The organism is Streptomyces sp. ISL-36, assembly GCF_018614205.1.
In the GTDB taxonomy this organism is placed as follows: domain Bacteria; phylum Actinomycetota; class Actinomycetes; order Streptomycetales; family Streptomycetaceae; genus Streptomyces.
On the sequence record NZ_JAGGOS010000075.1, the window covers coordinates 22,059 to 35,303 of the forward strand.

Genomic DNA, 13,245 nt, shown 5'->3' on the forward strand with positions numbered 1-13,245 from the left:
GGTTCGTGTGCGCGCCGTCCCCGACCAGTAGGCATGGGGCGGCACCACGGACCCACCCGGACCCGCACCTGGAGGCACCTCGATGTCCGACCGCATCCCCGGCCCGTCCCCCGACCGCCGCAGTGTGCTGTGCGGCTCGCTGGCCGCGTCCGCGGCGCTCACCCTCGGCGGCGGCGCGGCGGCGGCCCCGGCGCTGGCTCTCTCGGGGCGGCCGCGGGCCGCCTGGGGCGTGCAGACGGGGGACGTCACGGCCTCGTCGGGTCTGGTGTGGGTCCGCTCGGACCGGCCGGCGCGCATGATCGTGGAGACCTCGGCGAGCGCATCGTTCCGCCGCGTCCACCGCCACCACGGGCCGCTGCTCGGCGCGGGGAGCGACTTCACCGGGACGACCGCGCTGCGCGGGCTCCCGGCCGGTGAGCAGATCCACTACCGGGTCACCCTCGCCGACCCGGACGATCCGCGCCGTACGGGCGAACCGGTCCTCGGCACCTTCCGTACCGCTCCGGCGCGGCGCCGCGACGGGGTCCGCTTCCTCTGGTCCGGCGATATCGCCGGGCAGGGGTGGGGCATCAACCCGGACATCGGCGGTTTCCGGGCGTACGAGGAGATGCGCCGGCTGGACCCTGACTTCTTCCTGTGCAGCGGCGACACGATCTACGCGGACGGTCCCATCCAGCCCAGTGTGACGCTGCCCGACGGCCGGATCTGGCGGAACGTCACCACTCCGGAGAAGTCGAAGGTCGCCGAGACGCTGGACGAGTACCGCGGCAACTTCCGCTACAACCTCCTCGACCACCATGTGCGCGCCTTCAACGCGCAGGTGCCTTCGATCGTGCAGTGGGACGACCACGAGGTCCGCAACAACTGGTATCCCGGCCAGATCCTGGACGACGTGCGCTACACGGTGAAGGACGTGGACGTGCTGGCCGCCCGGGCCTCGCGCGCCTTCGCCGAGTACGTCCCCGTGTCCACGCTCCACGCGCGCGGTGGCGCCGCGGAGGGCCGGATGCACCGGGTGGTGCGTTACGGGCCCCTGCTGGATGTCTTCGTCCTGGACATGCGCTCGTACCGCAACGCCAACTCCCCCGGCCGGCAGTCCGAAGACACCACCGGCATCCTGGGCGCGGAACAGCTCGCCTGGCTCAAGCGGGAGCTGGGCCGTTCGCGGGCGGTGTGGAAGGTGCTCGCCGCCGACATGCCGCTGGGTCTGGTCGTCCCGGACGGGGCGACGAATGTCGAGGCGATCGCGCAGGGAGACCCGGGCGCCCCGCTCGGCCGGGAACTGCAGATCGCCGAGCTGCTGCGCTTCATCAAGCACCGTCGGATCACGGGCACGGTGTGGCTGACCGCCGATGTCCACCACACCTCGGCGCAGCACTACGCGCCGGAGCGGGCGGCCTTCCAGGACTTCGCGCCGTTCTGGGAGTTCGTCTCCGGGCCGCTGGCCGCGGGCGGCTTCCCGGCCAGCGCACTGGACGCCACCTTCGGCCCCGAGCGGGTCTTCGTCCGGGCCCCGGAGCGGGCGAACCTCTCGCCGATGGAGAGTCCGCAGTACTTCGGGGAGGTGGACATCGACGGGGGCAGCGGCGAGCTGACCGTCCGGCTGCGCGCGGAGGGCGGAACGGTCCTGTTCAGCAAGGTGCTTCAGCCGGGGCGCATCGGCCAGTGACCGGCCGGTGAGTTGCTGGGTGAGCCGGGGCGAGCCGGCCGGTGAGCGGCCGGAGGCCGGTGGGAGCCGATTGTCAGTGGGGGGTCCTACCGTCGTTTCCATGACGCGATCCGTACAGGCGCTCGCCTATTCACGCCCGTCCGCCCTGGAGTTCTCAGGGGCCGGCCGGCTGCTCGGTCTGGAGACCTCAGGGGGCCTCACCCCCGCCGGGGCCGAGGCTCATCCCCGTTTCTTCTCCGGGTTCCTGACCTCCCCGCAGATCGCCGCGCGCGGTCTGCTTGCGGTCGCGGACGTGGCGGCCGCCCGCTATTACCAGCGGATACGGCCGGCGTCCCTGGACCCGGTGGTGACGGGGAACGGCGATCGGCTGCGGTTCGAGTCGTTCTCCGGCTGCGGCGGGGTGTACGCGCGGCTCGACGTGCTGAGCGAGGGGCTCGACGGGTCCGAGACCGGCCATGGGACGACCAATGTCGACGTGAACAATCCGCTGCGCGAGGCGCTGTCGCGCATGACGAGTGACGATCCGCTCCATCTGCGGGTCGGCCCCGCGGAGTTGGCCGTGACGACGCTTCAGGGCGCGGTCGTGGAGAAGAAGGTGCCGCTTCCCGACCGCTGGCTGCGCGGATTCGCCGAGGCGCAGGTGGCCTCCTCGGGTTTCGATCTGCGGGGGGAGCTGACAGGGTCCGAAGCGGTGCGTTTCCTTCGCTCGCTGCCGCGTTCGCAGGGTCGGGGGCGCGGGCCGCTGTGGGTCGTGCAGTCGGGCAGGACGCTGCGGCCGACGACCCGGCCGGTGGCCGGCGCGGTCTGTCTGCCGGGGCCGGACCGGCTGGTGGCGCTCGAGCGGGTGCTGCGGCACGCGACCGCGCTGCGGGTGTACGGGCCGGTGCCGGACGGGGCGGCCACCGCGAGCGCATGGGAGGTGGCCCTGCCGGGAATGCGTCTGACGCTCACGCTCTCCCCGGACGCCTCGCGGGGCTTCTCCGGCGAGGGCGGGGTCCTGGAGGCCCTCGCGACGGAGGAGGCGGCCGGGGACGCGGAGCTGATCTCGGTGCTCCTCGCCTGGGAGCCGCGGATCGACGTGGCCGAGCTCGGGGCACGGGCGGGCCTTCCGGTGGACCGGGTGCGGGCCGCTCTGACCCGGCTCGGCACGGCGGGCCGGGTGGGGTACGACGTGGCGGACGCGTCCTACTTCCACCGGGAGCTGCCGTACGACGCGGACCGTGCAGAGCGGCACAATCCCCGGCTGGTGGCCGCCCGTGCCCTGGTCGCCGAGGGAGCGGTCGCCCTGGACGGCGATCTCGCGACGGTCGCCTCGGGCGAACGGCGTCATCAGGTGAGGGACTCGGGCGGGGCGCTGAGCTGCACCTGCCAGTGGTGGGCGGACTACCGGGGACGGCGCGGGCCGTGCAAGCACGCGCTGGCGGTACGGATGGCGCGGCGCGGCGCGGTGTTCGCCGGAGGTGTGCGATGACGGGGAGCGTGAAGGTGGCGGCCAGTGCGGTGCCCGTGGCGGCGGCGCCCGTGACCGAGCCGGCGGCGGCGCTGCTGCTCGCGGTGCGCGAGGGGCGGCATGACGATGTGCCGGAGCTGCTGAAGTCCTTGGACGCGGCCGAGCGCAAGGCGGTCCTGTCGGAGCTCAAGGCGCTGAGGGCCGAAGTGCGCGGCTGGGACTGGAACCGCTGGAACGAGCGCACGCGGGTGCAGCGCGCCCTGCGGATCGCCGGGGCCGGGTGCCATACGGGGGCGGCCGCCGCGGCGGCGTGGATCGGGGGCCGCGACCTCTCGGACGGGGGCCCGGCATGGCAGCCGGTCCTCTCGGTGCTCGCCGACCGCGACCCCGTCTGGCTGGGCGGTGTGGCGCAGCGGCTGGCCGAGCGCCCGGCGGTCGCGGAGGGCGAGTATCCCCTCGTGCGCGAGCTGGTGGTGCGCTCCGGGTGCGCCGTACCGACCACCGACGGGTACGTCCTCGGCTGGACACGCCATGTGACGGACAGCAAGCTCCTCGTACGGCTGCGGGCCGACCCGCAGACGCCCGTCCTGGTGCCCCGCGCGATCGAGATGGCCGAGACGCCCGACCGGTTGACCTGGTCGGTCGGGCCGGAGAGCCCGACTCACTGGCCGACCGCAGTCAAGGCGCTGGCCGACGAGGGCGTCCTGGACCGCGCGGCCCTGGTGGACGCCTGCGTCGCGCGTCTGCTGCGCGGCGGGCGCCCCCGGGATCTGCGCTTCGCCCTCGCCCTGCTCCAACTACTCGAACCGACCGCCCAGGAGCGCCAGGAGCAGAGGGCGGAGTGGATCGGGATGGCCGGCGACGCCCCTTCGTCGGTCGCCGCGTACGCCCAGGGGATCCTCGCCGGACTCGCGGCCGAGGGTGCGCTGTCGGTCCGGGATCTGGCCGAGATGTCGGGACCGGTGCTCTTCCGTACGGAGAAGAAGCTGGTCCGGGCGCAGTTGACGCTCCTCGGGAAGGTGCTCCGGCAGGAACCCGCCCAGGCGGCGGAGCTCCTTCCGGTGGTCGCGGAGGCCTTCGGGCACGAGGACACCGGTCTGCAGGAGCGGGCGCTGAAGCTGGTGGGCCGCCATCTGTCGGCGGTGGACGAGCAGGTGCGGGTGGAACTGGCCGGAGCGGCCGCGCTATTGAGCCCCGTGCACCATCAGGCCGCGCGGGAGTTGTTCGGTGACGCGCCGGCCGATGGCGAGGACGCCCCGTACGAGGAGACCCTCCCGCCGGTGCCGGAGCTGCGCCCGGTCGCGGCGCCGGCGGAGACGATCGCGGAGCTGGTCGAGGACCTGGTGGCGCTGTCCAAGGGGCGTACGCACACGGCGGAGGAGTTCGAGCGGGCCCTGGGCGGACTGATCCGGCACGCCCACCGGGACCGGGCGGCGCTCAGGGAAGCGGTCCGCACCGCGTTCGCCGGCGCGTATTGGACCCATACGCATGTGGACGGTCGCCGCCTGGACACCTTCGTGTACGACACCCACGGCATCGACGTGGTCCTCGCGGCGCTGCTCGGCACCGTGCCCGAGTCGCGCATCGACGCGGGCCGGGCCCGTGATCACGGCTCGGCGACCTGTGCGCACACCGCCCTGGGGGGAGCGGTGGACGCCCGTCTGTGGGAGGCGGCTCATGTGATCACCACGGGCCGGCTCCCGTTCCTGCTGGCCGCGCCCAGCTGGCACACGGGGGCGCTCGCCCCTTCCGTGCTGGTCGAGCGGCTGCGCGTCTACCGCGACAGCGGAGTGGCGCCCGCTCCCGCGGACCTCGCGCAGGCGTTGCTGCGGGTCCGCAAGGCCGACGCCTCGGCGCGGGAGGCGGCCGCGGGGGCGGCGGCCCTCGGCACCCTGGCAGGTGAGCGGCTCTCGGAGTGGCTGACGAGGGAACCCCCGCTCGCCCCGCGGGTGCGGTTCCTTCCCCGTGGGCGGGACATGCACTCCGGAAGGTGGTGGCTGGACGATCGCCTGGAGAACGACACTCCCGCGCGGCCGGTCGCCTGGCACGATTTCCCGCCCGCCTTCCGGTGGCTGGGCTCGCCGCTGGCGGAGACCGCGGGCCGGTGCCATCACGGGAGCGGCGATCGGCAGAACTGGGCGAGCGTCCTTCCGGACGATCGGGAGACGTTGGCGGCCTGGCTGCTGCCGACGCTGGCCCGCAGCGTGGAGTGGGACGGCAGGGGGGCGGCCGAGGACCTCACCGCGCTGGCCGAGGCCGATGGCCCGGTCGGCCCGGCGCTCCATCTGGCGCTGGCACTCGGCCTCGGCTGCCGTCATGCGGAGGACCGGCTGACGGCGGTGGACGCGCTTCTCGTCCTGGCCGCCCGGGGCGAGCTCGACGCCGAGCGGCTGGGGGCCACGCTCGCCGGGCTCGTGGACGAGGGCACGGTCAAGGCCAACCGGCTCGCGGAGGCGGTCCGTACGGCTGCCGCCACCGGCGCGTACGCCACCACATGGTCCGTCCTCGCGGGTGCGCTGCCCGAGCTGCTCGCGGCCGGGCGGCCGGTGCACGGGCTCGGCGAGCTGCTGGCGGTGGCCGCCGACTGCGCGGAGCGGTGCGGCGCGACGGGGGAGATACCGGGTCTCGGGGCGACCGCGGCACGGCGCGGGTCCTCCCAGCTTCTGGTGCAGGCCAGGCGGCTGGGGAAGGCACTGCAGAAAAACGCCCCAGGAAACCGATCGGACCGCGACACAACTGGTTGAAAACAGTCACTAAGACCCCAGATCAGCGCTTAACCCGTCAGTCACAAAGCGTTCGTGATCACGCAACACCGCTGGGTCACAGTGAAGTCATGACTGATGTGACTTCTGCGAAGAGTGCCCGCCGCCCCCATCACTGGCGGCGGGACCTCATCGAACTGGCCGCCCTGTTCACGGCCGTGGTGGTGGCCGACACGATCGCCAAGACGGTCGTCCGCGGCGCCGAGGGTCCGTACATGCTGGTGTTCTCGGCGATCGCGCTGATCGCCACCGCCGCCTTCCACACCTGGTGGGCACGGCGCCACAGCCATGCGCCGCCGGCCGGTGATCCCGGTGGCAGCGGGGCGGCCCCGCCGCCCTCGGCCACCGGCACCGCCACGCCCCTGGGAACCGGCGCCGAGCGGAGCGATTCCGACGAGCCCGTCGAGACGGTGCTCTGGCGGATGCGGACCACCGTCCGTGACGCCCCGGGCAGTCTGGCCGCGCTGTGCACGGCCCTGGCCCGCCACGGCGTCGACATCCTGACCCTGCAGACGCACCCGCTGGCCGAGGGGACCGTCGACGAGTTCCTGCTGCGCGCTCCCGCCGCGCTCCAGGCCACGCAGCTGACCCGGGAGATCGCGATGGCGGGCGGCAGCGGCACCTGGATCGAACGGGCCGACGCCCACGACCTGGTGGACACGCCGACCCGACTGCTCGGTCTCGCGACCCGGACCGCGCTCGACGCCGCCGAACTCCCTCTCGCCCTGCGCGAACTCCTCGGCCGCTGCACCATCCACTCCCTGCCGGCCGTCTCCCTGAGCGGCCGCCCCACCGGGGAGACCGCCCCGGTCGAGGGCGTCCTGGAGGAGACGGTGATGCGGCTGCGCGACCCGAGCGGCGGGGCGATCACCATCGAGCGGCCCTATCTGCCGTTCACCCCCACCGAGTTCGCCCGCGCCCGGGCGCTGGTCGAGCTCGACGCCCGGCTCGGCCCGCGCATCCCGCGCAGCCAGGACGTCCTCACCCTCCCCGAGGGCAACGAGATCACGGTCCGCCGTGCCGACCAGCGCGACCTCGTCGCGGCGCGCGCCATGCACGACCGCTGCTCCGAGCGCACCCTCGGCCTGCGCTACCACGGTCCGGTGAGCGACGCGGACCGCTACCTCAACCATCTCCTCAGCCCGCGTTTCGGCCGCACCCTCGCCGTGCAGACGGCCTCCGGCCGTCTCGTCGCCCTCGGCCATCTGCTCTGGGACGGCGACGAGACGGAGGTCGCCCTGATGGTCGAGGACGACTGGCAGCGCAGGGGCATCGGCTCCGAACTCCTCGGCAGGCTGGTCGCGATGGCCGTCGAGGCGGGATGCGAGAGCGTCTACGCCGTGACCCAGTCCTCCAACACCGCGATGGTGGCCGCGATGCGGGCGCTGAACCTCCCCCTCGACTACCAGATCGAGGAGGGGACCCTGGTCATCACCGCCCGGCTCGCGGCAACTCCGCGGCCGAGTCGTCCGCCGTACGAGGAGCACGCGCCGTATCAGCGGGTGAAGCGCTGAGCGCCTGGGTCAGATCCCGCCACAGGTCCTCGACGTCCTCCAGACCGACCGACATCCTCAGCAGCCGGTCGCTGACGCCCGCCGAGCGCCGGTCTCCCTCGGCCACGATCCGGTGGCTGATGGAGGCCGGGTGCTGGATCAGGGTGTCGACGCTGCCGAGACTGACCGCCGGCGTGATCAGCCGTACGCCGGCGATCACGTCGTGCGGGTCTCCGTACACCTCGAAGGAGACCATCGCGCCCCCCACCCTGGGGTAGTGGACCCGGGCGATGCGCGGGTCGGTGGCGAGCCGCCGGACCAGTTCGGCGGCCGTCGCCGAGGCGGCCCGTACGCGCACGGGCAGGGTGGCGAGGCCGCGCAGCAGCAGATAGCCGGCGAGCGGGTGCAGCACACCGCCGGTGGCGAACCGCACCTGGCGCAGCACCCGGGCGAACTCCTCGTCGCAGGCCACCACGCCGCCCATGACGTCACCGTGCCCACCGAGGTACTTGGTCGCGCTGTGCAGCACGATCCGGGCGCCGTCCTCCGCCGGTCGCTGCAGCACCGGAGTGGCGAAGGTGTTGTCCACCAGCAGCGGAACCGACCCGCAGGCGTGGGCGACCGCACGGATGTCGACCTCGGCGAGGGTCGGGTTGGCCGGGGACTCCACCATCACCAGGCCCGTGTCCGGCCGGATCGCCTCGGCGATGCCGGCCGGGTCGGTCCAGGTGACCTCGGTGCCGAGCAGGCCCGCGTTCAGCAGATGGTCGCTGCAGCCGTACAACGGCCGGACGGCGACCACATGGCGCAGACCGAGGCTCGCCCGCGCCAGCAGGACGGCGGTGAGCGCCGCCATGCCGCTGGCGAACGCCACGGCGGAGTCGGTGCCCTCCAGACGGGCCAGCGCCGTCTCGAAGCGGGCGGTGGTCGGGTTGTCGAGTCGCGCGTAGACCGGCGGGCCCTCCAGCCGGGCGCCCGTGGTGGCGAACTCGTCGATCCGCGCGGCCTCCGCGCGGGTGTCGTACGACGGATAGGTGGTGGACAGATCGAGCGGCGGGGCGTGCAGACCGAGCTCAGCGAGATCTTCGCGGCCCGCGTGCACGGCTTCGGTGGCCAGAGCCCTGGGGGTGGAGGCGTCGTAGTCCATGTACATGACGGGCACTGTGAACGGATACCGGAAAGTAGGGGGATACCACCGTGCTACGTTCGGCAGATGGCTGATTCTGTCGTACTGGACCCGGTCGATCTGCACATTCTTCGCCTCCTGCAGAACGACGCCCGGACCACCTACCGCGAGCTCGCCGCCGAGGTCGGCGTGGCACCGTCCACCTGCCTGGACCGGGTGGCACGGCTGCGCCGCACGGGAGTGATCCAGGGGCACCGGCTACGGCTGGATCCGGCCAAACTCGGCCGTGGTCTGGAAGCGCTCCTCCTCGTACAGGTGCGCCCGCACCGGCGTGAACTGATCGGTCCGTTCGTCGACAGGATTCGTGCGCTCCCGGAGTCGCGCGCGCTGTTCCATCTGACGGGGCCCGACGACTATCTCGTGCACGTGGCCGTGGCCGACCCCGCCGACCTGCAGCGACTCGTGCTGGACGAGTTCACCTCGCGCCGCGAGGTGGCCCGCGTCGAGACCCGGCTGATCTTCCAGCAGTGGGAGTGCGGACCGCTCCTTCCCCCCGTTCCGGGCGCTCATTTGTCGGCCGAGTGAGAGGGATCGAGGGTGACGCGGGGACGGTGGAGGCACGAGGATGAGCCTCATGCCAGAGACTTCCAGCAGCGCGCTGCCCCGCCAGGTCGCCGACACCTACGTCGACGCACTCATCGAACTCGACCCGATCACCGGTACATACCTGGGAGTCAAAGAGAGCGCCGGCCTCCTTCCCGATTTCTCGCCGGCCGGCCAGGAGGCGGTGGCCGAACTCGCCCGCCGCACCCTGGCCCTGCTCGACGAGGCCGAGCGGCGGCCGGGCGCGGACTCCGACGCCGAACGGCGCTGCGGCCGGCTGCTGCGGGAGCGCCTGACGGCCGAACTCGCCGTCCATGACGCCGACGAGGGCCTCTGCGCGGTCAGCAACATGCGCTCCCCCGCGCACAGTGTGCGGATGGTGTTCACCGTGATGCCGACGGAGACGGAGGAGGACTGGGAGGCCGTGGGCAGACGGCTGCGCGCGGTCCCGGCGGCTCTCGACGGTTACCGCGCCTCGCTCGCGCTCGGCCTGGAGCGCAAACTCCTGGGCGGCCCCCGGCCCACCGCCACGTTCATCGACCAGTTGACGGAGTGGTCCGGCGGGAGCACCGGAGGCCGGGGCTGGTTCGAGGAGTTCGCCGCCTCCGGGCCGGAGTCGTTGCGCCCTGAGCTGCGGACGGAGCTCGCCGCGGCGTCGCGCGGCGCGACCGAGGCGGTCGCCGCGCTGCGGGACTGGATGCGCGACGTCTACGCCCCCGCCGTCGCGGACGCGCCCGACACGGTGGGCCGCGAGCGGTACCAGCGGTGGTCGCGCTACTTCAACGGCACCGACCTGGACCTCGACCAGGCGTACGCCTACGGCTGGTCCGAGTACCACCGCATCCTCGGCGAGATGCGGACGGAGGCGGAGCGGATCCTTCCCGGCGCCGGCCCCTGGGAGGCTCTGGCACACCTGGACGTCCATGGCACCCACATCGAGGGCGTCGAAGAGGTCCGGGTCTGGCTGCAGAGCCTGATGGACGAGGCGATCGAGGCCCTCGACGGCACCCACTTCGAACTCGCCGAGCGGGTACGGCGGGTGGAGTCGCGCATCGCCCCGCCCGGCGGCGCCGCCGCCCCGTACTACACCGGCCCTTCCGAGGACTTCTCCCGCCCCGGCCGCACCTGGCTGCCGGTCGACGGCGAGACCCGCTTCCCGGTGTACGACCTGGTGTCGACCTGGTACCACGAGGGTGTCCCCGGCCACCACCTGCAGATCGCCCAGTGGGTGCACGTGGCCGACCGGCTCTCCCGCTACCAGGCGACGATCGGCGGGGTCAGCGCCAACGCCGAGGGCTGGGCGCTCTACGCGGAGCGGCTGATGGACGAGCTGGGCTTCCTGCCGGACGCCGAGCGCCGGCTCGGTTACCTGGACGGGCAGATGATGCGCGCCTGTCGAGTGATCGTGGACATCGGCATGCACCTGCAGCTGGAGATCCCGGCGGACTCGCCGTTCCACCCGGGCGAGCGGTGGACACCGGAGCTGGCGCAGGAGTTCTTCCAGCAGCACAGCAGCCGGCCGCCGGCCTTCGTCGAGAGCGAGATGACCCGCTATCTCTCGATGCCGGGACAGGCCATCGGTTACAAGCTGGGCGAGCGGGCCTGGCTCCTCGGCCGCGCCAACGCGCGCGCGGCGCACGGCGACGCGTTCGACGCGAAGGCGTGGCACATGGCGGCGCTTTCACAGGGGCCGCTGGGTCTGGACGACCTGGTGGACGAGATCTCACGTCTCTGAGACGAGACCTCGCGGCTCCGAGAACTCCCCGGGCATCCCTTGATCGCCCGGGGATTCCCCTGTATTTCTCGATCATGACCGGATACGCACCGGATGCCACCGACTGGCGCATCCTCGAAGCCCTGCAGTCCCAGGGAAGGGCCAGCTTCGCCGAGCTGGCCCGGGCCGTCTCAATGTCCGCGTCCGCCGTCACCGAGCGGGTGCGCAGGCTGGAGGAGGCCGGCGTGATCGCCGGGTACGCGGCCGTGGTGGACCAGGAACGGCTCGGTCTGCCGATCCTCGCCTTCGTCCGGCTGCGCTACCCGAACGGCAACTACAAGCCGTTCCACGATCTGATCGACGCCACGCCGGAGGTCCTGGAGGCGCACCATGTGACGGGCGACGACTGCTTCGTGCTCAAGGTCGCCGCACGATCCATGAAGCACCTGGAGGAGATCTCCGGGAAGATCGCCTCGCTGGGCTCCGTGACGACGAGCGTCGTGTACTCCTCCCCGCTCCCCCGCCGCGCCATCAGTCGCTGAGGCCGCCTGCCGTACGGAGCCGCACGGCCGAACCGTGCCGCTCCTTGACCACCTCCAGCTGGGCCGGGATCCGGCGACGCAGGTCGGCGACATGGCTGACGATGCCGACGCTGCGGTCCCTTTCGCGCAGGGAGTCCAGGACGTCGAGCACCTCGTCGAGGGTCTGGTCGTCCAGGCTGCCGAAGCCCTCGTCGATGAAGAGGGTGTCGAGCCGGACACCGCCGGCCTCGTCGGTGACGACGTCGGCGAGGCCCAGTGCGAGCGCGAGGGAAGCGAAGAACGTCTCTCCGCCCGAGAGGGTGGCGGTGTCCCGCTCGTTGCCGGTCCAGGCGTCGACGACATGAAGCCCGAGCCCGGCGCGCCTGCCCCCGGAGCGGGCGTCGGAGTGGACGAGGGTGTAGCGACCGGAGGACATGCGCTGGAGCCGGGCGGTGGCGGCGGCCGCGACCTGTTCGAGCCGGGCGGCCAGGACGTACGACTCCAGGCGCATCTTGCGTTCGTTCTCGGCCGAGGTGCCGGCGGTGAGTCCGGCGAGCCGGGCGACGCGTTCGTACGTGACGCGGAGCGGTCCGAGACGGCGCACCTCGGTGTCGGCCTCGCCGGAGAGCCGCGCCAGTTCGGCACACCGGTCGCGTACGGCGTCGAGGGCCGACGTGGCGTCCCGGAGGGTCCGTTCGGCCGCGGTGTGCGCGGCCTCGGCGCCCGCCGGGTCGGCGGGGGGACGGGAGGCGGCGGCCCGGGTCTCCGGCTCGGCGAGCCGGTCGGCGACGGCGGCCGCCTCCGCCTGCCAGGCGTCCAGGCGGTGCTGGAGGGTGCGGCGTTCGCCGTCCTCCAGGAGTGCGGCGGCGGCCGCGGCGGGGGTGTCGAACCCGGCGCTGTAGGCGGCGTCGGCGAGCCGGTCGTCTGCGTCCTTCAGCCGCTGGGCGGTGCTGTCGACGGTTCGTACGGTCTCGGCCGCGTCGATCAGGATGGCGATCCGCCGCTCCAGCCGTGAGGCGTGTTCGGCGACGCTGCCCGACTCGCCCCGGCCGCGGGCCAGTTCCGCGTGGAGGACGGTCTGTTCCCGCTCGAGCGCCTCGCGCTGCGAGGTCCGTGCGGCGACCCGCCGCTCGGCGTCCCGCTGGGCCCCGACCCGGCTCTCGTACTCGCGCTCCGCGCGGGCGAGAGCCTCGCGCGCGCCGTGCGTCTGCCCGGCGAGCGCGTGCGCCTCGGCATGCTGCCGGGTCAACTCCGCCACCTCGTGGGCCAGTTCCTCGACGCTCGGCTCGCTTACGGCGGCTTCCGTACGGTCGGCCGACTCGGCGTCTCGCGATCCGGCGCCCTGCGCGGGGACGGTGTCGAGCCGCGCCTCGCGGCCGTCCGTGAGGTCGGCGCGAGAGGCCTCGCGCCTCCCTGCGGGCAGCGACCCGCCGGTCGCGGCTCCCGTGCCCCGTGCGCCGTCCGCCCCTCGCTCGCCGCCGGCCGGACCGCCACTCGGCCGGGCCGAGGACGAGGCGGTGGCGGCCAAACCGGTCCCGGACAAACCGGTCGCGGCCAAACCGGTCCTGGACAAAGCGGTCCCGGACAAAGCGGTCCCGGTCAAACCTCCCGAGGCGGCCACCTCACGAGCCGTACCCGTCGCAGCGGTGTACGCGTGCGGGGCCTCTCCGTCCGCCGGGCCCGCGAGGACCTCCGCACGGGCCGCGGACCAGGCTTCCCTGATGACCGCGAGCTCGCGTTCGGCCGTGGCCCTGGCCTCCTCCGCGGACGTGAAGGCGGCGTAGGCGGTGTCCTCCGCGGCCCGATCCACGTGGTCGGCGCCCGTGCGGGCCGGGGCCGGGTGGTCGGCGGAGCCGCAGACCTGACAGGGGGCCCCGGGGGTCAGGGCGGCGGCCAGTTCGGCGGCG

Annotated in this window: 9 protein-coding genes; 7 read left to right on the forward strand and 2 right to left on the reverse strand. The window is 73.3% G+C overall.

Annotation, left to right across the window (positions count from 1 at the left end; genetic code table 11):
- Positions 1 to 82: 82 nt before the first annotated feature.
- From J7E93_RS20425 to J7E93_RS20440, 4 genes are all read left to right on the forward strand, one after another.
- Positions 83 to 1,669 carry an alkaline phosphatase gene (locus J7E93_RS20425; RefSeq protein WP_215071355.1) on the forward strand — a complete coding sequence of 529 codons (1,587 nt, stop codon included), beginning with the start codon at positions 83 to 85 and terminating at the stop codon, positions 1,667 to 1,669.
- A gap of 100 nt (positions 1,670 to 1,769) precedes the next feature.
- Positions 1,770 to 3,140: an SWIM zinc finger family protein gene (locus tag J7E93_RS20430; RefSeq protein ID WP_215071356.1), complete on the forward strand. Its 1,371-nt coding sequence runs from the start codon at positions 1,770 to 1,772 to the stop codon at positions 3,138 to 3,140.
- Positions 3,137 to 5,863: a DUF6493 family protein gene (locus J7E93_RS20435; protein WP_251066826.1), complete on the forward strand. Its 2,727-nt coding sequence runs from the start codon at positions 3,137 to 3,139 to the stop codon at positions 5,861 to 5,863. The genes J7E93_RS20430 and J7E93_RS20435 overlap by 4 nt, the downstream gene beginning before the upstream one ends.
- A gap of 89 nt (positions 5,864 to 5,952) precedes the next feature.
- Positions 5,953 to 7,395, forward strand: a complete 1,443-nt coding sequence (locus J7E93_RS20440; protein WP_215071357.1) for a GNAT family N-acetyltransferase — start codon at positions 5,953 to 5,955, stop codon at positions 7,393 to 7,395.
- Here the strand turns inward: J7E93_RS20440 and J7E93_RS20445 are convergent.
- Complete coding sequence (locus J7E93_RS20445; RefSeq protein ID WP_374105408.1) at positions 7,313 to 8,527, reverse strand: PLP-dependent aspartate aminotransferase family protein; 1,215 nt, start codon at positions 8,525 to 8,527, stop codon at positions 7,313 to 7,315. The two genes, J7E93_RS20440 and J7E93_RS20445, sit on opposite strands and share 83 nt — an antisense overlap.
- Before the next feature lie 60 nt (positions 8,528 to 8,587).
- Here J7E93_RS20445 and J7E93_RS20450 point away from each other — a divergent pair, with 60 nt between their 5' ends.
- The 3 genes from J7E93_RS20450 to J7E93_RS20460 all read left to right on the forward strand — a co-directional run bounded on the left by J7E93_RS20450 (position 8,588) and on the right by J7E93_RS20460 (position 11,359).
- Positions 8,588 to 9,085 carry an Lrp/AsnC family transcriptional regulator gene (locus tag J7E93_RS20450; protein ID WP_215071358.1) on the forward strand — a complete coding sequence of 166 codons (498 nt, stop codon included), beginning with the start codon at positions 8,588 to 8,590 and terminating at the stop codon, positions 9,083 to 9,085.
- Between the two features lie 49 nt (positions 9,086 to 9,134).
- Positions 9,135 to 10,838, forward strand: a complete 1,704-nt coding sequence (locus tag J7E93_RS20455; RefSeq protein WP_215071359.1) for a DUF885 domain-containing protein — start codon at positions 9,135 to 9,137, stop codon at positions 10,836 to 10,838.
- 74 nt (positions 10,839 to 10,912) lie between these two features.
- Complete coding sequence (locus J7E93_RS20460) at positions 10,913 to 11,359, forward strand: Lrp/AsnC family transcriptional regulator (protein WP_215071360.1); 447 nt, start codon at positions 10,913 to 10,915, stop codon at positions 11,357 to 11,359.
- Here the strand turns inward: J7E93_RS20460 and J7E93_RS20465 are convergent.
- Positions 11,349 to 13,245, reverse strand: a 1,897-nt coding sequence (locus J7E93_RS20465; RefSeq protein ID WP_285440934.1) for an SbcC/MukB-like Walker B domain-containing protein, incomplete at its 5' end; no start/stop codon positions are given. The genes J7E93_RS20460 and J7E93_RS20465 overlap by 11 nt on opposite strands.

What these genes read in the sequence shown, in the direction of transcription:
- J7E93_RS20460 (WP_215071360.1), top strand. Translation starts at nt 10,913, where the DNA reads ATGACCGGATACGCACCGGATGCCACCGACTGGCGCATCCTCGAAGCC.
- J7E93_RS20425 (WP_215071355.1), top strand. Translation starts at nt 83, where the DNA reads ATGTCCGACCGCATCCCCGGCCCGTCCCCCGACCGCCGCAGTGTGCTG.
- J7E93_RS20440 (WP_215071357.1), top strand. Translation starts at nt 5,953, where the DNA reads ATGACTGATGTGACTTCTGCGAAGAGTGCCCGCCGCCCCCATCACTGG.
- J7E93_RS20455 (WP_215071359.1), top strand. Translation starts at nt 9,135, where the DNA reads ATGCCAGAGACTTCCAGCAGCGCGCTGCCCCGCCAGGTCGCCGACACC.
- J7E93_RS20430 (WP_215071356.1), top strand. Translation starts at nt 1,770, where the DNA reads ATGACGCGATCCGTACAGGCGCTCGCCTATTCACGCCCGTCCGCCCTG.
- J7E93_RS20450 (WP_215071358.1), top strand. Translation starts at nt 8,588, where the DNA reads ATGGCTGATTCTGTCGTACTGGACCCGGTCGATCTGCACATTCTTCGC.
- J7E93_RS20445 (WP_374105408.1), bottom strand. Translation starts at nt 8,527, where the DNA reads ATGTACATGGACTACGACGCCTCCACCCCCAGGGCTCTGGCCACCGAA.
- J7E93_RS20435 (WP_251066826.1), top strand. Translation starts at nt 3,137, where the DNA reads ATGACGGGGAGCGTGAAGGTGGCGGCCAGTGCGGTGCCCGTGGCGGCG.